Source organism: Amycolatopsis sp. NPDC104863 (assembly GCF_055582965.1).
Window position 1 is genome coordinate 31,506 of the sequence record NZ_JBVJOW010000009.1, and the last position, 21,340, is coordinate 52,845.

Genomic DNA, 21,340 nt, shown 5'->3' on the forward strand with positions numbered 1-21,340 from the left:
CCACGTCCCCGCGGGAGAAGCATGAGTTCCGGCCCGAAGGAAAACCACGACGTCTCGGCGCAGGTCGGCGAGGCCGCCGTGGTGCAGCGGGTCTTCGACGCGCTGCACCTGCTCGTGGTGGCGACCGAGGGCCCGGACCACCGGATCGTGGCGGCGACCGGGGCGTACCGCGCGTTCACCGGACGGTCGGACATGATCGGAACCCCACTGCGCGAGGTGTTCCCCGAAGCGCTCGGGCAGCAGGTCTTCCCGATCTTCGACCAGGTCGTCGAGACCGGGGAACCGGTGTTCCTGCGGGACTTCCGGGCCTGGATGGAGCGGCCGGGCACCGGCGAGCGGCTGGAGTTCGTCGCCGATGCCGCGATCCATCCCCGGCGCGATCCGGCGGGCCGCGTCGTCGGAACCACGGCGGAGGTCACGAACGTGACCGGGCAGCGGGCGGACCGGCGGGCCGCTCAGCAGCGCGTGGACGACGCCGAACGGCGTTACGAGCGTGCCCAGGACCTGATCGACGCGCTGCAGCGCGAGCTGCTTCCCGACGGGCTGCCGGTGCTGCCCCGGGTGCAGATCGCGGCCAGCTACCTGCTGGCCGACAGCGACACCGCGGCGGGTGGCGACTGGTTCGACGCGCTGCCGCTGCCGGACGGCCGGGTGGCGCTGGTCGTCGGGGACGTGGTCGGGCACGGGGTCGCGGCGTCGGCCACGATGGGCCAGCTGCGGATCGTCCTGCACGAGCGGCTCGCGGTCACCGCGGACATCGCCGCCGCGCTGGCCGCCGTCGACGCCGCCGCGGACCGGATCCGGGGCGCCCGGGCGGCCACCGTGTGCGTGGTGCTGCTCGATCCGGCCACCGGCGTCTTCGAGTACTGCACGGCCGGACACCCACCGCCCTTGGTGGTGACCGAGGCCGGCGAGGCTCGCTACCTGGCACCGACGGGCGCGGGCCCGGTCGGGGTCGGCGGCGCGTTCACCCCGCAGTCGGTGGCGACCGGCCGGATCACCGAAGGCGAGCTGGTGCTGCTCTACACCGACGGAATCGTCGAACGGCCCGGTCGTGAACTGGCGAAGAGCACGGTGGAACTGGCCCAGGCCGCCGGTGACATCGCCGCCGGCCGCGCCCTGCCCGGGGACACCGATTCGCCGGCCGAGCGGCTGTGCACCCAGACCCTCGAGCTGCTCACCCGCGTCACCGGCCACAGCGACGACATCACCCTGCTGGCCGGCCGGTTGACCGAAGCGCCGGCGCCGTTGAGCGTCGAGCTGCCCGCTGACACCGCTGCGCTGAGTGGGCTGCACGAGCGGGTCGAGGGGTGGCTGAGCGGCGCGAGGATCGCCGGCCGGGACGCCGACGTGCTGAGGCACGCCGTGATCGAGCTGGCCACCAACGCGATGGAACACGCCTACCTCGACTCGGGTGGAACCTTCACCGTGACCGCCAACCTGACCGAGCAAGGGCAAGTGGTGGTCCGGGTCGCCGACCGGGGACGCTGGCGGGAGCCACGGCCGTCGCCGGATCGGGGGCTGGGGTTGCGGGTCACCGCCGAACTGGCGGAGCACCTGCGGATCGAGCACGACGACCACGGGACCACGGTCACGGTGTCGCACCGCGTCCACCGGCCGGCCCGGCTGCTGACGGCGAAGGACGTCACCTGGGCCGCTCCGCCCCGCACTCCGGAGTGGAGCGGACCCATGCTGGTGCTCGACCAGCCCTGGGCGCCCGGTCCCCGCATCCGCGTGGACGGCCCGGTGGACGCGGCGGGCGTGGCCGAGTTCGACCGGGCGGTGCGCACTGCCGGCTCCGCCGGCGCGCGGTCGCTGACCGTGGACCTGACCGGGGTCACCCACCTGGCCAGCGCGGCGGTCTCGGCCCTGCACCGGCTGCGCGCATCGCATGGGGAGAACGGCACCGAGCTGCGGCTGCTGGCGCCGGCGGGCACACCCGCGAGCATGATCCTCTCCCTGGTGCGGCTGGACCACCACGTGGTGGACCCGGACGAAACCGGCTAGCGCCGGTCCACATCGGACGGACACTTCGGTGGAAGCAGCAGGCGAATCACGGACGGAGCGCACCGCCGAGGTCGTCGAAGGTCTCGAGCTCCTCGTCGAGACCGGCGATTTCGACCACCCGCCGTACGAACGTCCCCGGGGCGGCCACGAGACGAACTGTGCCACCCACATCGGCACAGGCGTCGGCCGCCGCGGCGAGCATGTGCGCGCCGGCGGCGGAGAAGAACCCCACCTCGGACAGGTCGAGCACGATCAGCCTCGAGGGCCTCAGCGCGGTGAGAGCGGACAGCAGTTCGATGGTCGCGCGGGCCCGGTTCTCGCAGTCGACGACACCGCCGAGGTGCAGGACCAGCGCGTCGTCGACGGTGGATCGCACGATCGTGACCTTGCTCGTGGGGCCAGCCTCCATGCGACAGCCCTTCAGGGGGCGAGTGACGTCCTTCAACTACACCCGCGCCCACGCCGAAGGGCTAGCAGCCCGAACGAAGCCGAGGACCGGAAAACGAAACCCTCAGGAGTCGCGCAGCGTCTGGGAGGGCAGCTCGCCGTAGGCGGCCTGGTAGCGGGCGGCGAACACGCTCGCCCGGCCGAAACCCCATCGCGCCGCGATCTCCGTGACGGTGTCCTCGCCCGCGACGCCGTCCCGCAGGTCGGTGCGCGCGCCGTCGAGACGGACCTGGCGCAGGTAGGCCGTCGGCGTCACGCCGAGGTGACGGCGGAACGCCAGCTGCGCGGCGCGCACGGTCACGTGCGCGGCCCGGGCGATGTCGGCGACACCGATGTCCTGGTCGGCGTGGGCGTCGACGAAGGCGATCGCCCGCCGCAGCGTGCGCGGGTGCGCGTCGTGCCGGTCTCCTGCCGTGGGGTCGACCAGCGCGGTGTTGGGGAAGGTGGCCAGCGCGGTCGCCGTCAGCAGCCGCGCCGCGTTCGCCACGACCAGCGGGTGGGCCAGCATTTCGGGATTGGCCGCCAAGCCGTCGAGCATCAGGTTCACTGTCGAAACCCAGAATCGGGAAGCGGGTTCGGCCACGGTGTCGCCGGCGGTGAACCGGAACGCTCCCGCTCCCGGCTGGGGCCGCATCAGGTGCTCGATCGCCGCCGGTTCGATCACCGCCAGCACGACGCTGGTGTGCTCGATCGTGGCGGTGTGGGGCTCGTCGGGCCCGGCCGAGAAGAACAGGTCTCCGGCGGTGTAGCGCTGCTCGGGGCCCGTCCGGGCCTGGGTGAGGTGGCCGGCCTCGAGGTGGGCGAAGCAGTACTGGCCGATTTCGTCGACCTCGGCGTCGAACACCATCCGCAGATCTACCCGGTCGAGCCGGACCGGCCCCAGGTCCGTCGAGGCGAGGCGCATCCCGTGCTGCTCGCCGTGGGTCCGCAGGCGCATCGTCCCGTAGCTGGCGTTGAGGATCTCGTGGGCGGCGCCGGTGTCGGCGACGTCGAGCACCGCCGGCACGACGGCTCGTTCGACCGGCGGTTGCGCCAGGGCCTGCGCCAGCGTCACGGCTCGAGGCACGGTGCGCAGCGGATCGGCGGCGTCCACGACGGCCCGCACGACGGCGCCGGTGGGCTGGGGGAGCAGCAGCACGCAGTCCCCGGAGCGTTGGGCGAAAGTGACCAAGGTGCGCGCCGCGCGGACCGGCAGGAGCTCGATGTCGCGCAGGTCGAGCACGATCCGCTCGGGCCGTCGGCCGTCGGCTGCGGTCACCAGCGCGGCGAGGAGCTCGGCGGAGGACGTCATGCCGATCGCGGGCACCGAGAGGATCAAGGTCTGGTCGGTCCACAACGGTGTGACCATCGGTTTCACCTCCCTGCTCACTCCAGGGTCCTCGACGGCGGCACGGCTGTCCATCGCGGGGCGCTGTGAAACGCGGGATCTGGCTTGACTTCGCCCGGTGGGCTAGCGTCGTCGGCACGGAGGCCGAGGGACGGAGGCGAAGTGCCGACAGGCGTCGTTCTGGAGCTGACCAGCCGCCCGAAAAGCGCGGTGGTGACCGTCGCCGGGGTGCTCGATCTCGCCGCTTACGGCTTTGTCCGCGACGGCTTGCTGCGGATCGCCGCCGACGATCCGCCCCGGCTGGTCGCCGACGTCGACGCGTTGGTGATGGACCAACTGGCGCCGGCGACGGTTTTCCCGTTGGTGGCGAAGCGCATCAACGGCTGGCCCGGCATCCCGTTCGCCGTCGTCACCCGGCAGGGACCGCACTTGAGCGCCTTCCGGCGCCACGGGATCGAGCGGTTCGTCGCGGTGCATTCCAGCGTGGCCGACGCCGAGGGCACTTCGGTCCGTTCGGGCCGGCTCACGGCGCGGCAGGTGTTCTCACGTGGTGACAACGCGGTCTCGCTCGCGCGTGCGTTCGTGCGGGACCGCGCCGAGCGGTGGGATGTCGCGAACCTGATCGACCCCGGCACGCTGGTCGTGGGCGAGCTGGTGCGCAACGCGCTGCAGCACACGGCGTCCGACCCCGAGGTCCGTCTGTCACTGAGTGGGCGGCTGTTCTCGGTGGGCGTCGCCGACGACTGCGCTCGGCCCGCGGTGATGGTCGAGCGGGCCGACGCGCGTGAGCCCGGTCTGGGCTTGCGAATCGTCGCCGACGCTGCCCGGACGTGGGGCTGCGGCCGCCGCTGGTCCGGCGGCAAGATCGTCTGGGCGGTTCTCGCCGGCGGGAGGGAGAATGGCGGTACCGGGCCCTGACGAGCCGGCCGCGCCGAGGAGGAGATCACGTGGACGACCCGAATCCGGCGGTCGAGGTCGCCACAACCGTGATCGGCGAGGCGCTGGTCCTGCGGCCGGCCGGCGAGATCGGCCGGTACGGCAGCAGCGCGGCGGACCTGACTGGGGCCATCGCGGCGGCGCACCCGCCGCCCGCGCTGGTGGTGCTGGACCTGTCCGTACTCGACTTGCTGAGCGCTGCGGGTGCGCGTGCGCTCGCCCACGTGCTGGTCGCGTGTGCCGAACGGGGACTCACGGTCCGCTTCGTCGCCGTCCGCGGCGGCATCGTGCGGCGTGTCCTCGGCATTGCCGGGCTGGACGACCAGGCAGCCGTCTTCGACGAGCTCGAGCCGGCGTTGCGCCCAGGCTGAACCGGCGTGACTGCCCGGCAAACGAAGCCGAACGCCCCGATGGTGCGTTTTGACGGCTATCGGTGACGCTCGGGCGCGGCTAGCGTGCGAAGTCCGCCGCGCGGGTCAGCCGTGCCCTTCGGAACCGGAAGAGGTTCCCAGTGCCCCCTTCCCCGTCTGCCAGTGAGCTGCAAGATGGTGGCGTGCTGGTCGTCTCGATCAAAGGCGAGATCGACGCGCTGACGGCCCGTTCCCTGCAGAAGGCGTTGTGGCAGGAACTGCCGGCGGCGACGGTGGTCGACTTGACGGGCGTCACGTTCTTGGGCGCGGCCGGGCTGCGGGTCCTCGACCACGTAGCGGATCACGCTCATCGGAAGCAGCTGCGGCTCGGGTTCGTCGTGGCGGGCCCGCTCGTCGAGCACATGCTGTGGATGGTCGACCTGCATCCGCGGGTGCCGGCGTACCGGACCTTGACCGTCGCGCTCCGGGACATCCTTTCCGCGCCACCGGTTTCCGAGCGGACCCGGCACCTGCACGGGTGCTGAACCGCCGATCCCCCGAGGACGGTGCCCGTGGGTTCAGCCGGTCGTCGCCGGGATGATTTCGACGGTGCCGTCGAGGGTTCCGGTGACGTAACGGGTTCCGGTGGCCGGGTCGACGGCGACGGTGTTGGGCTGCCGGACGGTCGGAATGGTCGCGAACACCCGCGGCGCCGGTCCGCCGAGGCTGATGCCGACGAGCTGGTTCCTCGCCGTCAGCGTCACCCACAGCTGGTCGCGCTGCGGGTCGTAGGTCACGCCGTAGGGTGTGCCGGGCAGCTCGAGCTTCCCCAGTGCGTGTGCGGGGGCCGCGGGGTCGAAGGTCAGGACGGCGCCGCCGCGGGTGTCGATCACCACGAAATGCCCACGGCGGTCGGCGATCACGTGGGTGGGGCCGGTGCCGGCCGGCAGCCGGGCCACGCGAGTCAGGCCGGCTGCGTCGTAGATGCTCAGGTCGTTCTGGCGGACGTCGACGAGCCCGACGAGGTTGCCGACCGCCGCGAGCCCGGCCGGTTGCGTGACGTCGGTGAAGGTGTGCACCAGCCTGCCGTCCTGGGTGACCGCGACGCTGCGGCCGTTCTCGTTGGCCGCGAACACCCGGCCGTTCGCCGCGCGGGTCGCGTCGTGCGGCGACATGCCGGTCGTGACCTCGCCGGTGATCCGGCCGTCCGGCAATGCGACGCTCACCAGCCGGTCGGAGGTCTCGTCGGGCACGAGGACCGGCCCACCGGGCGCCGCCAGCTGCAGGTGGCGTAGATGCCCGGGCAGCGCCACCGTGGCCGTGACCCGGCCAGTGACGGAGTCGAGCAGGGCGAGCCGGTCAGGGTTCCGGACGCCGACCGCGACCCGGTGGGTGACGGCGTCGGCGACGATGCCCTCCGGCTCGGCGCCTACCGGCACCACCGTGCCCGCCGGAGCGGCCGTCAGCGGGGGTGACGCCGCGGGCTCGGCTGCCGGCGGCAGCTGGGCCGGCGTGGGTGGTGCGCCGGGCGTCGGAGAGGTACTGCAGGCCGTGGCCAGCAAAGTGACCGCGAGCAGTGTGCGTCGTCGTAGCATGCCGATTCACGCTAGCCGTTTCGCGGTCACTCGATCGCGAAGCGTAAGAACACCGTAAGCGGGTATTCAGGTGGTTCGGGTGGGCAATTCGAAGGAGTGGGGCCATGAGTGCCCTCGACGTACGAGTACCGGTACAGTCGGCACGCTGGCTGAAAATGCGGGTCCTGGCCGAAGACCGGACCATCACCGTCGCTCTGAAGGGATGGCTGACTCGCGCCGGCATGGCCGGGCTGGTGGCCGAGCTTGCCGAAGCATGCGAACTGTGCAGCGGTTGGGTGCTCCTGGACGTCACTGCGTGTCGAGCCGACGGCGACACGATTGTCATCGCTGTCCGGGAGGCCGTGGTGCGGGCTGAGCGCACTCGGTGCGATATCCGGGTGATCACCACTGACATCGACACGGCGTTAACCTTGGACCGCGCGAAAATTTCGCGGACCCTAAGGTCCTGAACAAACCGGGAACGGGTGCAGGCCGGACCCGTCCCGGGGCCGAATCCCCGATATGGGAGATGACGGCGAATTCCCGCGGGGCGCGAATTTCGACACGGCACTGCTCGGCGCGACCACGATCATGCAGCTGGACGATCACCGGATCGTCCCACTGCCGGCCCACCGGTGGCAGCATGCCGCCGGTCAGGACGACCGGTGGTTGCTCGATCGGTGCCGGGGAACGACTTTCGACCTCGGCTGCGGCCCCGGACGGTTGATCGTGGCCTTGCGCGAGCGGGGAGTCCCGGCGCTGGGCGTCGACACCTCGGCGATCGCGCTGGCCGGCTGCCGTCAGCGCGGCGCGCCGGCGATCCGCGGCGACGTGCTCGGCCCGCTGCCCGCGGAAGGCCGGTGGTCCACGGTGCTTCTCGCGGACGGCAACATCGGTATCGGCGGCGACCCGGTCCGGCTGCTGCGGCGGGCTCACGACTTGCTGAACCCCCACGGCGTCCTGCTGGTCGAAACCGCCGCCGACCACCAGGAGCAGTGGTGTGGCCAGGCCCGGCTCCGCGACCGGGACGGCGGTCGCACGGGTGCCTGGTTTCCGTGGGCGACGCTCGGGCTCGACGTGCTGTCCACGTTCGCGGCGCTCGCCGGGCTGCGGGTGGGCGAGACCTACCGCGGCCCCGCGCGGTCGTTCGCGTGGCTTCACCCCGGTCCGGAGCGTCGGGGTTGGGATCGTCCGGCCGGGGTATCCGCCTCGCGGACGCCGGGTGGTTCGGCGCCGGAGGGAAGGAACCACCGATGGCAGCCGTCGCGGAGACCCGGTCCGTCCGCCGCATTTTTCGACGCGACGTCGGCCCGCGACGTCCCCCCGCCGTCGAGCTGACCGAAGACGACCGTGCGGTGGCTCTGGTGTGCCGGGTCTTCGCCGGGGCCCAGGTGTCGCGCCGCCGCGCGCTGCGCATCTGCCGCCTGCTCCGCGCGGAAGATCTGCTGCCGACCGGAGCTTTGAGCCGGGCGGCTCGCCGGAAGCTGGTCACCGCGCTGCACACGGCGTTGTCCTCGTACGTCGAGGCGAAGCGTCTGCGGTCCTCGCTCGCCGACGCGGTGCTGCTCGACGAGCTGGCCGCCCTGCCCGGACCGCAGCGCCAGGTCGTGCACGCGGTCCACGACCGTCGGCTGTGCCTCGATGACGCCGCCACCCAGCTCGGGCTCAGCCCCTCTGCTGCGGCCGGCCTGCTGCGCGAGGCCTTGCGGACGTTGGCCAGTACGCGCGACGGGCCCGGGTTGGCCGCGGCGAGGCGATGAGCTGGGTCGCCGAGGGGCTTCTGCAGGCCGGTTACCGGGAACTGGCGGCTCAGTCGAACCAGCTGATCAACACCGGTTCCATGTCGCTCGACACCATCAATCCGAAACTGGTGGTGGCCGCTGAATACTGCCTGCCGGCAGCCACGCTGGCCGGACACGCGCCGGCCTGGCTGCGCACAGTCGATGTGTTGCTCGACCTGGGGCGGTACGAGTCAGCCGAGCGGCGCCTGAGCCAGGCGCAGGAGCGCGCCGGGATCTTCAGCGAAATCCACTCCGCCATCATCCTGGCCTATCGGCACGGAGACAACACGCGGACAGTGGTATTCCTGGTGGAAGACCAGGTGAGCCGGTCGATCACCGGCGCCGTCGTGCGTACGGCGAGGGCGCTGTTCAAGTACGAGAAGCTCGAAGAGGCCGAACGGCTTTTGATGCGTGGCCGCGATGCGGGAGACCTGGCTTCGCGGGTCGCGCTCGCGGACTACTTCGTCAGGTCCTGTCAGTTCACGAAAGCACTTGACGAGTACTTCGTCGCTCTGGTCCACGGATGTGATGTCGTCGAGAAGATCACGCGGGTCATGCGGCAGGATCGGAACGAGCCTCTGCTGAGAGAGTTCCGTCAATACGGCCTCACGCCGCAGGGCAAGCTCGCCGACGCGTGGCTCCCGGTGCCGCCCATTACGGAGAGCAGCGTCATCGCTCGACGGCTCCGCGCAGAAATGCCAGAGAGGCCAAGCGAGTGAGCACTTGGCGCTCGCAGCAGCTTCCTTTGGTTCGACCAAGACGCTTGGCCGAACTCACTTTGGCGGGTCCGCACTGCCGCTTCGCGGCCGCAATCCGCAGAAGGCGAGTGCCTCGCTGTAGGGGTTCTTGGGCCAGGCTCTCCTGCGTCGGTCAGCCCACGCCTTCAGTGATGAAGGACTCCAGCCGGGACCGCACAGTTGATCACATGCCGTGATTGATTTCCGTGATGTCCGCGCGGTCGAATCGGAGGTCGGCCATCCACTCGAACCGGCTGATCACCTGGTCGGCTCCTGGCTGACGAGCCGGACCCGGTCGCCGCGTTCGCGGGTGGTGACGAGGCCGCGGTGGATGTGGCCGGCGAGGTGGCCGTCACCCTCGACGAAGTGGTGCCAGTCGCCGGCGCCGAACCAGATGGTGGCTCGGGTGAACGTCGGGTCGGCGTTGGTGTCGAAGAGCCAGCCGCAGTGGTCGGAGTGCAGGTGGGTGCAGACGACGTCGGTGATGTCGGCGGGCGCGACGCCGAGGGCGCGCAGTCCGAGCGGGAGCTGGCCGCCGACGAGCAGCCGGCGCGGGCCGGCCTCGTCCAGAGCTGGGCCGAGGCCGGCGTCGACGAGGACGGTGCGGTCGCCGGTGCGGATGAGGAAGCAGCCGATGGGCAGCCAGGCCATGCCGTCGCGCGGGAGGAAGAGGTGTTCGTGGCCTTCGGGCCGGACGTGGTCGCCGAAGTAGGCGGGTGACGCGCGGAAGGTCCCGTCGGTGAGAGGGTGGATGGTGATGTCGCCGACGCGCATGCGGGCCTTTCGCGGGGTTTCAGGGTTCTTTCCGGACGGTGTTGCGGAGGGTGCCGAGGCCGGTGATCGTGCACTCGACGACGTCGCCCGGGGCCAGGAAGCGTGGCCACGCCGGCGGGGGTGCCGGTGGAGATGATGTCGCCAGGTCGGAGGGTGATCTCGGCGGAGATGGTCGCGATGAGCTCCGGGATGTCGAAGATCAGGTCGCGACCGGTGCCTGCTGACGGTGTTCGCCGTTGACGGTGGCGCAGACCTGCAGGCGGCTCGGGTCGCCGACCTCGTCGGCGGTGACCGCCCACGGGCCCATCGGGGTGAAGGTGTCCAAGGACTTGGCCAGCAGCCATTGCTGGTGGATCCGCTGCAGGTCCCGGGCGGTGACGTCGTTGACGATCGTGTAGCCCCAGACGTGGCCGAAGGCCTGTTCGCGGGTGATGTGCCGGCCGCCGCGGCCGAGGATGACGGCCAGCTCGGCTTCGTAGTCCAGTTCGGCGGTGAGGCCGAGGTGGGGGTCGATGTCCTCGCCCGGTCCGAGCACCGACGACGGGAGTTTCGAGAAGACGACCGGTGCCGCCGGGAGGTCTTCCGAGCGTTCGGGGGTGTCGTAGCCGGAGCGGCCGAACTCCCGGACGTGGTCGCGGTAGTTCTTGCCGATCGCGAAGAGGGGCCGGCGAGGGTGCGGGATCGGCGCGAGCAGCCGAGGTGACCGCGGCGTCGGCAGGCCGGTGGCCGCGGCGATGACGGGGCCGACCCGATCCCAGCCGTCGATGACCTCCAGCAGCGTGCGGTCGCCGACCACCGGACGCAGGTCGTGCGTCCGGCCGTCGTCGCCGACCCGGCCGAGGCCCGTGCGCCCGGCGTCGGCGAACGTCACCAGCTTCATCGTTCTTCACCCGTTGCGGTGGTCAGCGTCGCCAGGTCGAAGTAGTCCCGCCAGGCGGCGATCCGGTCGCCCGCGAGCTCGAAGACTCCGGTCACGGGCAGCAGTACCGCCGTGCCGTCCTTGCGGTGCAGCACGTCGGTGCGTTCGTTCATCACCACGGTGCCCCGGGCGAGTTGCCGGTGCACGATGAAGTCGATGCCGACGTGGGTTTCGCAGAGGTCGGCGATGAACGCTTCGATGGCGGCCCGGCCGTGGACCGGTTTCACGGGAATGTTGTGATAGATGGCGTCCTCGGTGAAGTAGCTGGCCAGTTCGGCGGGGTCCGGCAAGCTCCACCGGGCGCAGAACTCGGTCACCAACCGGTCGGGCGTCACGAGACCGCCCCAGGACGCCAGGTTCCGTCGAGGGCGATGCCCGCGGCCGCGGCGATACGGTCGCGCGACTCCAGCAGCCGGGCTCGCAAGGTGGGCAGGTCGACGCCGGTCAGCTCGCCGTCGCGTTTGACCACGCGGCCCGCGACCAGGACCGTCTCGACCAGGCCTGGGTGCCCGGCGGCGACGATCGTCCCGGCCGGGTTGCCGAACGGGAACACCGTCAGGTCGTCGGCACGCAGCAGGATGACGTCGGCGTCCTTGCCCGGGCTCAGGCTGCCGGTCCGGTCGCCCAGCCCGCACGCCCGTGCACCGTCCACAGTGGAGAACTCGAGCAGGTCACGCGCGTTCAGGGTGCCGTCCAGGCCGCGCTGGACGGCGAAGGCGGTCCGCATGGTCGAGAACATGTCCCCGCCGGCGGACGGGCAGTCGTCGGCCGACAGCGTCGGGCGCAGGCCCGCGGCCAGTGCCCGGCCGGTTTCCGGCCAGCCGAACCCCATCTTCAGCTCGACGTCCGGGCTGACCGACACCGAGCAGCCGGCGCCGGCGAGCATCCGCAGCTCGTCGTCGCCGAGCCCGTTGGCGTGCACGAACGTCGTGGTGTCGCGCAGCAGGCCGTGCTCGTGCAGCTCGGCGACCGGGCGTTCGCCGTCCAGGCCGGCGACGTGCATGCTGGTGCGCAGCCCGAGCTCGGCCGCCAGCTTCAGCTCCCCGGCGATCTGCTCCACCGGGGTCTCGCCGGGCGCCCGCAGGCCCAGCGCCATGGTGAGGGCGCCGGGCAGTCCCTTGTGGACTCGGCGGACTTCGGCGTCGATCGGTTCCGGGGTGCGGTATCCGGCGCCGAAGCAGAAGATCGAGCGGCCCGGCGCGTCCCGCAGCGCGGCGACGGCGGCGTCGGTGTGCTCGGGGGTCCGCGCGGCGTGGAACCAGTCCAGCATCGTGGTCACCCCGGAATGCAGGGCCTCCAGCCGGCCGAGCAGGTTGCCGAGGTAGACGTCTTCGGGCCGGTAGTGCGGCTTCACCGTGCCGTGCATGCCGGCGACGTACTCGGGGAACGTCCAGTCCGCGCCGACACCGCGGAACGCGGTCTGCCAGGTGTGCCGGTGGGTGTCGACGAAGCCGGGCATGACGACGCGGTCGGTCGCGTCGATCACCTCGGCGCCCGGGGCGTCGATCCGTTCGGCGACGCGCTCGATGACGCCGTCGTCGATCAGCACGTCGCCGCGCTCGAGGTCGCCGACCGCCGGGTCCATGCTGAGGACGGCGCCGCCGGAAATCAGGGTCTTCATGAGGTCTCCTTCAGGTGGTCCGCGGCGGCGAGGACGTCGGCGACGAGGTCCGCGGTGTCTTCGATCCCGGCGGCCAGCCGGACCAGGCCGAGCGGGACGCCGGAGGCGGAGATCTGCTCGTCGCTGAGCATTCCTCGCCACATCGCGGCCGGGTGCACGGCCAGGGATTCGACGCCGCCGAGGCTGGCCGAGCGCCGGGAGTGGCTCAGCCGGCCCAGGAACGCGTCGGCGGCCGCGAACCCGCCGTCCAGCTCGACGGCGAGCACCCCGCCGAACCCGCTCATCTGCTTACCCGCCAGCGCGTGCTGCGGGTGGCTCGCCAGGCCGGGGTAGTGCACCCGCGTCACCGCGGGGTGGCCGGCCAGCGCTTCGGCGATCGCCTGGCCGTTGTCGTTGTGCCGCGGGACGCGCAAGGGCAGGGTGCGCAGGCCGCGCAGGAGCAGCCAGGCGTCGAACGGCCCGAGCACGGCGCCGGTGAGCACACCGGTGTCCCAGATCCGGTCGAGGATCTCCGCCGGTCCACACAGGACACCGGCGGACACGTCGGTGTGACCGTTGAGGTACTTGGTCGCGCTGTGCCAGACCACGTCGACGCCGAAGTCCGCGGGCCGCTGGTTGAGCGGGGTCGCGAAGGTGTTGTCCGCCAGCGTGAGTACGTCGTGCGCGCGAGCCAGCGCGGTGACCGCGGCCAGGTCGGTGATCTGCAGCAGCGGGTTGCTCGGTGACTCGAGCAGGATCAGCCGGGTCTTCGGGGTCAGCGCCCGCTCGAACGCCGCCGGGTTGGTCTGGTCGACCAGGGTGGTCGTCACGCCGAGGCGGGGCAGGAGGTTCAGCAGCACCGACGAGGTGCCGCCGTAGGTCGACTGCTGGCCGATCACGTGGTCGCCGGCCGACACCAGGGCCAGGACGGCGGTCGTGAGCGCGGCCATCCCGGACGCGGTGACCATCGCGGCCTCGGTGTGCTCCAGTTCCGCGACCACGGCAGCGACCTGGGCGTGGTTCGGGTTGCCGTAGCGGGTGTAGAAGCCGTGCCCGCGTGGCTCGACGGCGGCCCGCGCGAACGACTCGGCGTCGTCGGCTTCGAACGCCGCGGTCTGGAAGATGGGCCGCGCCACGGCACGGCCGGGGTGGATGTCGCGGTCGGCGTGAACGACCGTCGTGCTGCTTCCTGCCATGACTCCAGCGTGGCGCAGCGGATAGCGGGAAAGGCCGGTCAGAGGCAACTTTGGCAGCAAGTAGCGCTGGTTCCTGATGCGATCGATGTGCTAGTAGGACTCGATGCGCAATAATCTGCTCATGGATGAGGTGGACCGATCGATCTTGGCCGTGCTCGAAGAGGACGGCCGGATCAGCAACGCCGACCTCGCCGCGCGGGTCGGTCTCTCGCCGTCACCGTGCCTGCGGCGCGTGCGCCGGCTGGAGGAGACCGGCGTCATCCGCGGCTACCGCGCGCTGGTCGACCCCGTTGCGGTTCGCCGGGGCCTGCGGGTGTTCGCCGGCGTGCGGCTGGTGCGTCATGCCCGCGCGGACGTCGCCGCGTTCGAACGCGCGGTCGTCAAGCTGCCCGAGGTGGTACACACCCACCATGTGACCGGGAACTACGACTACCTGCTGCAGGTCGAGGTCGCCGACCTGCCCGCCTATGAGGACTTCCACGCCCACCGCCTGGCCGGCCTGCCCGGTGTCGCCGCGGTGACCAGCTACGTCACCATGAAGACGCTGTCGGCGAACAACTGATCGCAGGCTCACACACCGAGGGGTTGCGTCACTGGCCCGTGAGCGCGCACCGGTCAACGCCGGTTGCAGGCGGGCGAACGTGGCCGAGCGAATATCGCGCGATCGAATACGTGCACTGCACCAGCAGTGCGAGCGAAGTTGTGTCTGCCACGAGGGGATGGTCAGCCTCACGACACATTTCGATCCGAGACGGACGGCGGCTTCGTCGCTGGTGGCGATGTCCAGACCCGTGGCGCCGGCGGTGGCCACGACCGGACGGTTGTCGGCCCAAGTTGATCAGTCCGCGGCGAACCGCGCCGAGGCTTGGCGATGACTCATCAGCACGGCCCGCCGGGCCTGATGCTGCGCCTGGCGGGCCGGTCCCTGTGACTGTTGCGGATCAGGTGTGGCGGTAGCTCCGGAACTGGCAATGTTGGAACGTCGGGTAACAAAGCTTGCTTTTGGTGGTGTCGCTCGTGGGCGACAGCACTTGAGGTGCCTGATAGCGGCCATCATCCCGGGTGGTGCTGCAGTTGTAGCCGGCGTAGATGATCTGGCCTTGGCCGGTGTCGTTGTCGACGCGCTGGAACGGAGCACCGCGGTCGACGTTGATGCACGGGCCCGGGCTGGGCGAGAAATAGTAGTAAGTGATGCCATTGCCCCAGATCATCTGCGTCGCTTCCGCTGATTGGCTGCCGGCGTTCGCGGGTCCGGCAGCGGTGACGACACTGATCGCCGCCGCTGCGATGGCCATACCGATCACAGCTATCCTCGATGACGTACGAAACATGGACACTTCTCTCCTTTTGCGATTCGTTCCCAGTAGCCCTGGCTTGGGTGCCGAGCCGGGCCGATGACCGCCAGCCAGTCACGCTGAGTGGCGTCGCCGAGGTCATGTCTAGCCCGGTGAGGTTGTTCTGTGTCGGTCTCTGGACTCCGAACGTCATCGCCCGAACAATGGGCTGCGGGTGGGAGGGGGCAGGCATATGCCGAGGGGGGAGCGTCCGCTGGATCCGGACGGGGACGCGTTGGCGCAGTTCGCCCGGGATTTGCGCGATCTACGGCAGAAGGCCGGCAGTCCGACGTACCGGGAGCTGGCGCGGCGGGCGCACTATGCGGCGGGCACGTTGTCCGATGCCGCGGGCGGGCGCAAGCTACCGACACTCGCGGTGACGCTCGCCTACGTCCGCGCGTGCGATGGCGACGTCACGGAGTGGGAGAAGGCGTGGCACTCCCTCGCCGCGGAACTGGCCGCCGAAAACACCGGACCCGACGAGCAGGGATCGGCCGATGGCGCGCCGTATGTCGGTTTAGGGGCTTTCCAGGTCGAAGACGCTGACCGGTTCTTTGGTCGTGAACGGGTGCTCGATGAACTGGACCGCAAACTCGCCCGGCATCGGTTTCTCGCGGTTTTTGGGCCTTCCGGAGCTGGTAAGTCGTCGCTGTTGCGGGCCGGTTTCGTGCCGCGCCGGGCGGATTCCGCGGTGGTGTTGTTCAGCCCCGGACCCCGTCCGTTCGAAGAATGTGCACTCCGGCTCGCCCCGCTGCTGGGAACCACAGCCGCTCAGGTCGTCGGCGAGCTGAGATCGGCACCGGACACGCTGCGGCTGCTGCTGCGCCAGGCCGGGCCAGACGGCGCCACGGTCGTGGTCGACCAGTTCGAAGAGCTGTTCACCCTGTGCACCGACCCGGCCGAACGCGCCGCCTTCATCGACGCCCTGCTCACCGCCGCCTCGGGTGCGGCCGAGGTCGTCATCGGTGTCCGCGCCGACTTCTACCCCCGCTGCGCCGAGCACCGCGGGCTGGCAGACACCGTCGCCGAGAGCCAGCTGCTGCTCGGCCCCATGACCGCCACCGAACTGCGGGACGCGATCGTCAAGCCCGCCGCCCGTGCCCAGCTCAGCGTCGAGGGCGCCCTGGTGAGCGAACTGGTCGCCGAAGCCCACACCGAACCCGGCATGTTGCCGCTGCTGTCCCATGCATTGCGGGAGACTTGGCGCCGGCGCCGCGGAGCGACACTGGCGTTGTCGGGCTACCACGCCACCGGTGGCATCCGGAGCGCGCTGGCCCAGACCGCAGAAGCCGAATACTCGTCCCTCGGCGAGGCCCAGCAGGTGACCGCGCAGCAACTGTTCCTGAGGCTGATCGACCCTGGCGAGGACCCCGGCCCCACCCGACGCCGCGTCCGCCGCGACGAGCTCGACCAGAGCGCCCCCCACGTCGAAGTCGTTCTCGATCGTCTGGCGGCATCCCGGCTGATCACTTTGGACGCCGGTACCGTCGAACTCACCCACGAGGCTCTGATCGATGCCTGGCCTCGTCTGCAGGGCTGGCTCGCCGAAGACTGTGAAGGCCTGCGGGTCCACCGGCAGCTGACCCGCGGCGCCGAGGAATGGGAGAGGCTCGGCCGGGATCCGGATGCCCTCTATCGCGGTGCACGATTGAACAGCGCTCTGGCATGGCGGGCGGAGAACGACTCCGTCCTGAACGGTGCCGAACGTGCTTTCCTGAACGCCGCAGCAGCCCTCAGGGCACAGGAGGTGCAGCTCGAAGGACGGCGAGCACACCGTCGCCGCCGGGTGATCACCATTTTCGTCACGCTGCTCATGCTGGTCGCAGCCGCCACCACCACCGCCGTGTACGCGCGGCACCAGGCAGCACAGCAAACCGCGCTCGCCACGTCGCAACGGATGGTCTCGCAAGGACGGGGCTTTCTCATGACCGACGCCGCCGAGGCCGCGCGCCTGGGCCTGGCTGCCTACCAGGTCGCGCCCACCGACGAGGCCCGCGACTTGGTGCTCAGCGCCGCCGCAATGCCCGACCGGATCGACTTCTCCGGCATCATCGACGCAATACGAGACGTCGTGCTCAGCAGCGACGGCCGCCTGATCGGCCTCGCGGACGCCGAGGCCGTGCAGCTGTGGGACCTACCCCATTTTCGCAAGCTCGCGACGATCTCCGGTGGCCTCGGCGACCAGCCCGCCATCAGCCTCAGCTCGGATGGCCAATGGCTCACCGTGTCCCGGCCGCACAGTGTGGTTGACCTCTTCGACCTCAGCAACCCAGCAGCTCCAGCACTGAAAGCGACGGTGACCGATGCAATCTCCGCCGGTGTCGCCCCCTCGGGGACAGTCCTGGCCGTGTGGGGATACGAGCACGCGACGCGCTTGCTGGCGATCGACCGCCGCAGCGGCCTGCGCGCGCTCGCTGAACTGCCGACGACGCGCTCGCTCAGCTTCGGCTCCGACGGGCGCACAGCGTTTGTCTACCGGGACGAGCGGCCGATGGCGTCGGTGCAGGTCTGGGAGTACGACAGCACTCAAGCAGCAGCTCGGAAGATCGCTACGTGGGCCGCGATCGGCGACGTGATACTGGGTTCGTCCCATGGTCTCACGGTCAGCATCGATACACGCGGGGACGAGAAGCTGCGCTTGTGGGACACCAGCAACATCTCCGAGCCACATGAGCTTCCCCCGCCACCGCTGCCCCCGGGCGCCTTCCAACGCGCCATCTTCACCTCCGACGGCCGAACTCTCGCGGTGACCGACCGCAGCGCGACGATCCGGGCCATCGACCTGACCGACGTGCGACACCCGCGTCTCGCGGCAACCCTCACCGGACACACCTCCCTCATCCGGGCCATGACCTTCCTCCACGACGGTCGCCTGCTCAGCGCCGGGCTGGACGCCACCGCGCGCCCATGGGACCTGGACTTCGACGCCGTAACGGCTCATCTTCCTCCGTGACCGCGTGCCACCCACGAGAAGGCATGCGAACTGCTTCAGGAGTTTCGCGAACGGGTCGAAACCGAACTGGCCGCCCACCTCGGCTGTCGGCCGGCGCCGGCCGACAGCCGGTGGCAAGTGAAGCTCTCGGGGCTGAACCGGCTTCTCGAGCGCGTCGACCAGGCGCTGGCCCAGCAGCTGTGGTTGAAAGACGAAGCGGTCCGCAACGAACGTGATGCATGACCACCGGGCGAGCTGGTGCAACGAACGTTGTGGCGGGATCCTGTCCCGGTGGGCTTGGACGAGCGAGCCGGGCGACGCCAGGTGCGCACGACCGCTTCGCGCTGACGGGCCCGCCCCGTCAGAGAATGCCCGGCCCGCCGCCACGTGGTGGCAGGCGAGCCCGCTGCCCGATCGGCCGCCCGAAAGCAGCCCCCTTTCGCTCCTGTTACCGGTTTCGCCGCGCCCTAACGTCGGCGGGACCACAGAGGGAGGAAGAGGGGGAGCACCATGCCGGACACCGAAACCGGGCGGTACTTCGTGACGGTGCGGGTCGGCGAACCTGGGGCACTGCGGCTGCTCGCGCAGCGCGGGCTCGACCTGTTCGCGAGCAGCGCGCGCGAAACCGCCGGAGGCGCCGCCGTCGACGGCTATCTGACCGAGCCGGAGATCGCCGCGCTGCGCGCCGACGGACACGACGTCGAGGTCCACCCACCGGTGGCCACCCCGCGGCTGCAGCTCGCGCCGGACCACCGGAGTTCGCTCGCCGCCGGGCCCGCCGCAGTTCCGGTCGGGTATTCGCAGTCCTACCAGCTCATGAGCGAGGTGCACGACCTCGGCCTCGCGCTGCCCGGGATCGCGTCGCTGCTGGAGCTGCCGGAGCGCACGGCGGGCGGCACCCAGGTCCTCGGCTTGCGGGTGCGCGCGGGAAGCACGGCGAACCGGCCGGGCGTGCTGATCCTCGGCGGCGTGCACGCCCGGGAGCTGGCGCCCTCGGAGGTGCTGGAAAACTGGATGTTCCGGATCATGTACTCGCTCTCGGCGCAGATGCCCGTGTCCTACCGGAACTCGGAGTACTCCTACAGCACGATCAACATGCTGGCCAACGGCTTGGACATCTTCGTCGTGCCGCTGGTCAACCCGGACGGCCGCGACTACGTGACGGCGGCCGAGAGCCAGCGGATGTGGCGCAAGAACCGCTCGGTGATCCCGGGTTCGGCTGCGCGGGGTGTCGACCTGAACCGCAACTACGACTTCCTGTTCGACAGCGGGATCGGCACGAGCGCGGATCCGGCGTCGGAGGTCTACCGCGGCCCGTACCCGTTCTCCGAGCCGGAAACCCGCAACATCCGGTGGCTGCTGGACACCTTCCCGCACATCACCGCGATCGTCGACCTGCACTCCTACAGCAACCTGGTCCTGTACCCGTGGGGCGACGACGACAACCAGAGCACCGATCCCGCGCAGAACTTCCGCGTCCCGAACGCCGACCGCGGCGTGCCGAACGACGGCCGCTACGCCGAGTACATGCCGGCGGCGGACCAGTCGTGGTTCGTCCGCGCCGCGAACCGGGTGCGTGACGCGACGGCGAAGGCGCGCGGCGAGGTGTACACGGTGCAGCAGAGTGTTGGGCTGTACCCGACGACGGGGACGGTGGACGACTATTCGTTCTCGCGTCACTTCCTGAACCCGGCCCGGCAGAACGTCCGGCTGCTGTGCGTCGAGGCGGGGCGGCCGCCGGTGAACGGCGACGTGGTGGGTGCGTTCCAGCCACCGTACGACGAGGTGATGCGGATGCGTGACGACCTCGGGCCGGCGCTGATCGAGTTCCTGCTGGAGGTCTACTGCCCGTCCGGCTCGGATGCGCAGTTGCTGCAGTCGGCGCAGGCGGTTCTGGAGCGGCACCTCCCGGAGGAGGGGGACGCCCGCGAGCTGCATGCCGGGCTGGTCGGCTTCGGACCGGGCATCCTGGCGGCGCTGGGGGAGAACCCCCGCGCCCGCGCGACGGCGACGGTGGCGCTGAAGAGGCTGATCGCGCTCGCGGCCGAGGATCCCGACCCGGTGCTGGACGAGGACGTCGCCGGCAAGCTGGCCGGGGCGGCGGCTGCGGTGGCCGAGGTGGTTCCGGAGGCCAAGGACCTGCTGGAGGCGTTCGCGGCGGCGGTGGTGAAGGCGGCGGGCTCACCGCTCAGCGTGGCGTTGCGGTAGTCACGGCCGGCGGCGTGGTCCGGAGGGCGTGCGCTCCGGGCCGCTCCGGTGGACGCCCGGGCCCGCGGGTTCGCCGGGTACGTCAGCTTGTCGACGGTGTCCGGAGGCGCCCGTTGGCCGGGAAGGCCGGCGATGCGGCCGGCAGCAGGTCGTGCAGGACGTAGCGCAGTTCGCGGTGATGGCGTCGCGCAGCGCCGCACCGTCCACGCGCTCCAGCCGGCCGGCGAGGTGGTCGGGGCGTCGGTGATCGTCGCGTCCGGCGCCCAGCGTTTCAGGGCGGGGACCACGTTCGTCGACGTAGCCGAGTGAGAACATGATTCCGCGCTGGACGAAGCGCGTCGCAATCCGGAGTGGCAGGTATCGATCTCGAGAATGACGAAGACTCGGAGCCGGACGTTCAGGCCCGGCCGGCGGGTCAGAGGTAGTCGCGCATCGCGGTGACCTCGACCACCAGCATCTCCGCGTCCTGCAAGGGATCGGCCCACTCGGCCGCCCTCGCCGACGGGCGCGGCAGGCCGCGGTTCGGGTCCACTTTGAACTCCAGCGCTTCGGCCGCCGTCTTGATCGCGCGGAGGCGTTCTTCGAGCAGCGCGACATCGCGTTCGGCGTCGGCCGTGGCGCGGCGGGCCTCGGCGCGGGCCGCCGCGTCGACGCCCAGCCGCTTGTCTTCGGCCTGTTCGGCTTTCGCCGTCTCGATCCGCAAAGCGCGGCGTACCCCGCCCCAGACGATGTGTTCGAGCCGCCGGTCGATGTCGAACGCGCCGGTGCGCCAGGCGACCGATTTCGCGATGCGCTCGGCCAGCGCGCAGAGACGCATGGCTTGCTCTTGTCCACTTGCGACGGTGACGTCGGGGTCGTCCGGGTTCTGCTTGCGGTACCGCGCCGTCGCGTCGCCGAGGGTGATCGCCGTTTCGGCGCCCGCCAGCACGAGACCGGCGCCGGCGCCGAGGACGATCCACAGGACCACCGACCAGAACCCGCCGTCGGCGAAGAGAATCGGGAACGCGATCGCGGGCGCCAGGAAGAGCGCGAACGCGAGCATCGCGAAGAAGTCGTCGTGGCGGTGCATGACGGCTCCGCCGGGGGTCAGGCTGTGGCCGCCCGCCAGCAGGCGTGGATCGAACACCCGGTAACCGGAGTCCGTGCGGATCAGGGTGGGCAATGCGGTGACCTGTGCGTCGGGTGCGTCCATGACTCCTCCTTCCGTGCCGGACATCG

The 21,340-nt window shown here is 70.8% G+C and carries 20 protein-coding genes and 1 pseudogene; 11 read left to right on the forward strand and 10 right to left on the reverse strand.

Going from position 1 to position 21,340, the window contains the following annotated elements:
• Positions 1 to 21: 21 nt before the first annotated feature.
• Positions 22 to 2,007 (forward strand): SpoIIE family protein phosphatase, encoded by a 1,986-nt coding sequence (locus ACZ63J_RS38830; RefSeq protein ID WP_465407637.1) that lies wholly within the window; start codon positions 22 to 24, stop codon positions 2,005 to 2,007.
• A gap of 46 nt (positions 2,008 to 2,053) precedes the next feature.
• Here ACZ63J_RS38830 and ACZ63J_RS38835 read toward each other — a convergent pair whose 3' ends face one another.
• Both ACZ63J_RS38835 and ACZ63J_RS38840 read right to left on the reverse strand, forming a co-directional pair.
• Complete coding sequence (locus ACZ63J_RS38835; RefSeq protein WP_465407639.1) at positions 2,054 to 2,383, reverse strand: STAS domain-containing protein; 330 nt, start codon at positions 2,381 to 2,383, stop codon at positions 2,054 to 2,056.
• A gap of 135 nt (positions 2,384 to 2,518) precedes the next feature.
• Positions 2,519 to 3,802: a helix-turn-helix domain-containing protein gene (locus ACZ63J_RS38840; protein ID WP_465407641.1), complete on the reverse strand. Its 1,284-nt coding sequence runs from the start codon at positions 3,800 to 3,802 to the stop codon at positions 2,519 to 2,521.
• Positions 3,803 to 4,009: 207 nt separating this feature from the next.
• Here ACZ63J_RS38840 and ACZ63J_RS38845 point away from each other — a divergent pair, with 207 nt between their 5' ends.
• From ACZ63J_RS38845 to ACZ63J_RS38855, 3 genes are all read left to right on the forward strand, one after another.
• Entirely contained in the window at positions 4,010 to 4,699 is a 690-nt protein-coding gene (locus tag ACZ63J_RS38845) for an ATP-binding protein (protein ID WP_465439853.1), read from the forward strand.
• A gap of 29 nt (positions 4,700 to 4,728) precedes the next feature.
• Positions 4,729 to 5,088: an STAS domain-containing protein gene (locus tag ACZ63J_RS38850; RefSeq protein ID WP_465407645.1), complete on the forward strand. Its 360-nt coding sequence runs from the start codon at positions 4,729 to 4,731 to the stop codon at positions 5,086 to 5,088.
• A 182-nt stretch (positions 5,089 to 5,270) separates the two neighbouring features.
• On the forward strand, positions 5,271 to 5,612 hold the full coding sequence (locus tag ACZ63J_RS38855; RefSeq protein WP_465407647.1) for an STAS domain-containing protein: 342 nt from the start codon (positions 5,271 to 5,273) through the stop codon (positions 5,610 to 5,612).
• 33 nt (positions 5,613 to 5,645) lie between these two features.
• Here the strand turns inward: ACZ63J_RS38855 and ACZ63J_RS38860 are convergent, their stop codons facing one another.
• Entirely contained in the window at positions 5,646 to 6,662 is a 1,017-nt protein-coding gene (locus tag ACZ63J_RS38860; protein ID WP_465407648.1) for a YncE family protein, read from the reverse strand.
• 104 nt (positions 6,663 to 6,766) lie between these two features.
• Here ACZ63J_RS38860 and ACZ63J_RS38865 point away from each other — a divergent pair, with 104 nt between their 5' ends.
• From ACZ63J_RS38865 to ACZ63J_RS38880, 4 genes are all read left to right on the forward strand, one after another.
• On the forward strand, positions 6,767 to 7,111 hold the full coding sequence (locus ACZ63J_RS38865; RefSeq protein WP_465407650.1) for a hypothetical protein: 345 nt from the start codon (positions 6,767 to 6,769) through the stop codon (positions 7,109 to 7,111).
• Between the two features lie 121 nt (positions 7,112 to 7,232).
• The gene (locus ACZ63J_RS38870; RefSeq protein WP_465407722.1) at positions 7,233 to 7,979 is read left to right on the forward strand and encodes a class I SAM-dependent DNA methyltransferase; all 747 of its coding nucleotides are present in this window, start codon (positions 7,233 to 7,235) and stop codon (positions 7,977 to 7,979) included.
• Positions 7,980 to 7,996: 17 nt separating this feature from the next.
• Positions 7,997 to 8,401: a hypothetical protein gene (locus ACZ63J_RS38875; RefSeq protein ID WP_465407652.1), complete on the forward strand. Its 405-nt coding sequence runs from the start codon at positions 7,997 to 7,999 to the stop codon at positions 8,399 to 8,401.
• Positions 8,398 to 9,141, forward strand: a complete 744-nt coding sequence (locus tag ACZ63J_RS38880; RefSeq protein ID WP_465407654.1) for a hypothetical protein — start codon at positions 8,398 to 8,400, stop codon at positions 9,139 to 9,141. The genes ACZ63J_RS38875 and ACZ63J_RS38880 overlap by 4 nt, the downstream gene beginning before the upstream one ends.
• A 276-nt stretch (positions 9,142 to 9,417) precedes the next feature.
• Here ACZ63J_RS38880 and ACZ63J_RS38885 read toward each other — a convergent pair whose 3' ends face one another.
• The 5 genes and pseudogenes from ACZ63J_RS38885 to ACZ63J_RS38905 form a co-directional block, all read right to left on the reverse strand.
• Positions 9,418 to 9,933, reverse strand: coding sequence for an MBL fold metallo-hydrolase (locus tag ACZ63J_RS38885; protein WP_465407655.1), 516 nt, complete (start codon positions 9,931 to 9,933; stop codon positions 9,418 to 9,420).
• Positions 9,934 to 9,952: 19 nt separating this feature from the next.
• Positions 9,953 to 10,813 (reverse strand): annotated as a pseudogene (locus tag ACZ63J_RS38890) (fumarylacetoacetate hydrolase family protein).
• Positions 10,810 to 11,187, reverse strand: coding sequence for a limonene-1,2-epoxide hydrolase family protein (locus ACZ63J_RS38895; protein ID WP_465407657.1), 378 nt, complete (start codon positions 11,185 to 11,187; stop codon positions 10,810 to 10,812). The pseudogene ACZ63J_RS38890 and the gene ACZ63J_RS38895 overlap by 4 nt, the downstream one beginning before the upstream one ends.
• A complete protein-coding gene (locus ACZ63J_RS38900) occupies positions 11,184 to 12,473 on the reverse strand; it encodes an amidohydrolase family protein (RefSeq protein WP_465407658.1) in 1,290 nt (429 codons plus the stop codon). Before ACZ63J_RS38900 ends, ACZ63J_RS38895 begins: the two co-directional genes overlap by 4 nt.
• A complete protein-coding gene (locus ACZ63J_RS38905) occupies positions 12,470 to 13,648 on the reverse strand; it encodes a trans-sulfuration enzyme family protein (protein WP_465407660.1) in 1,179 nt (392 codons plus the stop codon). The genes ACZ63J_RS38900 and ACZ63J_RS38905 overlap by 4 nt, the downstream gene beginning before the upstream one ends.
• Positions 13,649 to 13,769: 121 nt before the next feature.
• On the opposite strand from ACZ63J_RS38905, the gene ACZ63J_RS38910 reads away from it, so the two are divergent.
• Entirely contained in the window at positions 13,770 to 14,210 is a 441-nt protein-coding gene (locus ACZ63J_RS38910) for an Lrp/AsnC family transcriptional regulator (protein ID WP_465407662.1), read from the forward strand.
• Positions 14,211 to 14,589: 379 nt separating this feature from the next.
• On the opposite strand, the gene ACZ63J_RS38915 is transcribed toward ACZ63J_RS38910, so the two are convergent.
• Complete coding sequence (locus ACZ63J_RS38915; protein ID WP_465407664.1) at positions 14,590 to 14,943, reverse strand: hypothetical protein; 354 nt, start codon at positions 14,941 to 14,943, stop codon at positions 14,590 to 14,592.
• A gap of 274 nt (positions 14,944 to 15,217) precedes the next feature.
• Here ACZ63J_RS38915 and ACZ63J_RS38920 point away from each other — a divergent pair, with 274 nt between their 5' ends.
• A complete protein-coding gene (locus ACZ63J_RS38920) occupies positions 15,218 to 17,935 on the forward strand; it encodes an nSTAND1 domain-containing NTPase (RefSeq protein ID WP_465407665.1) in 2,718 nt (905 codons plus the stop codon).
• A 489-nt stretch (positions 17,936 to 18,424) separates the two neighbouring features.
• Positions 18,425 to 20,122 (forward strand): M14 family zinc carboxypeptidase, encoded by a 1,698-nt coding sequence (locus ACZ63J_RS38925; protein ID WP_465407666.1) that lies wholly within the window; start codon positions 18,425 to 18,427, stop codon positions 20,120 to 20,122.
• A 415-nt stretch (positions 20,123 to 20,537) separates the two neighbouring features.
• Here ACZ63J_RS38925 and ACZ63J_RS38930 read toward each other — a convergent pair whose 3' ends face one another.
• Entirely contained in the window at positions 20,538 to 21,314 is a 777-nt protein-coding gene (locus tag ACZ63J_RS38930; RefSeq protein WP_465407667.1) for a hypothetical protein, read from the reverse strand.
• Positions 21,315 to 21,340 lie beyond the last annotated feature (26 nt).

Excerpts from the sequence above, each read along its gene's own strand:
- ACZ63J_RS38885 (WP_465407655.1), bottom strand. The coding sequence starts at position 9,933 with ATGCGCGTCGGCGACATCACCATCCACCCTCTCACCGACGGGACCTTC.
- ACZ63J_RS38830 (WP_465407637.1), top strand. The coding sequence starts at position 22 with ATGAGTTCCGGCCCGAAGGAAAACCACGACGTCTCGGCGCAGGTCGGC.
- ACZ63J_RS38860 (WP_465407648.1), bottom strand. The coding sequence starts at position 6,662 with ATGCTACGACGACGCACACTGCTCGCGGTCACTTTGCTGGCCACGGCC.
- ACZ63J_RS38915 (WP_465407664.1), bottom strand. The coding sequence starts at position 14,943 with ATGGCCATCGCAGCGGCGGCGATCAGTGTCGTCACCGCTGCCGGACCC.
- ACZ63J_RS38880 (WP_465407654.1), top strand. The coding sequence starts at position 8,398 with ATGAGCTGGGTCGCCGAGGGGCTTCTGCAGGCCGGTTACCGGGAACTG.
- ACZ63J_RS38910 (WP_465407662.1), top strand. The coding sequence starts at position 13,770 with ATGGATGAGGTGGACCGATCGATCTTGGCCGTGCTCGAAGAGGACGGC.
- ACZ63J_RS38900 (WP_465407658.1), bottom strand. The coding sequence starts at position 12,473 with ATGAAGACCCTGATTTCCGGCGGCGCCGTCCTCAGCATGGACCCGGCG.
- ACZ63J_RS38905 (WP_465407660.1), bottom strand. The coding sequence starts at position 13,648 with ATGGCAGGAAGCAGCACGACGGTCGTTCACGCCGACCGCGACATCCAC.
- ACZ63J_RS38870 (WP_465407722.1), top strand. The coding sequence starts at position 7,233 with ATGCAGCTGGACGATCACCGGATCGTCCCACTGCCGGCCCACCGGTGG.
- ACZ63J_RS38840 (WP_465407641.1), bottom strand. The coding sequence starts at position 3,802 with ATGGTCACACCGTTGTGGACCGACCAGACCTTGATCCTCTCGGTGCCC.
- ACZ63J_RS38925 (WP_465407666.1), top strand. The coding sequence starts at position 18,425 with ATGCCGGACACCGAAACCGGGCGGTACTTCGTGACGGTGCGGGTCGGC.
- ACZ63J_RS38865 (WP_465407650.1), top strand. The coding sequence starts at position 6,767 with ATGAGTGCCCTCGACGTACGAGTACCGGTACAGTCGGCACGCTGGCTG.
- ACZ63J_RS38930 (WP_465407667.1), bottom strand. The coding sequence starts at position 21,314 with ATGGACGCACCCGACGCACAGGTCACCGCATTGCCCACCCTGATCCGC.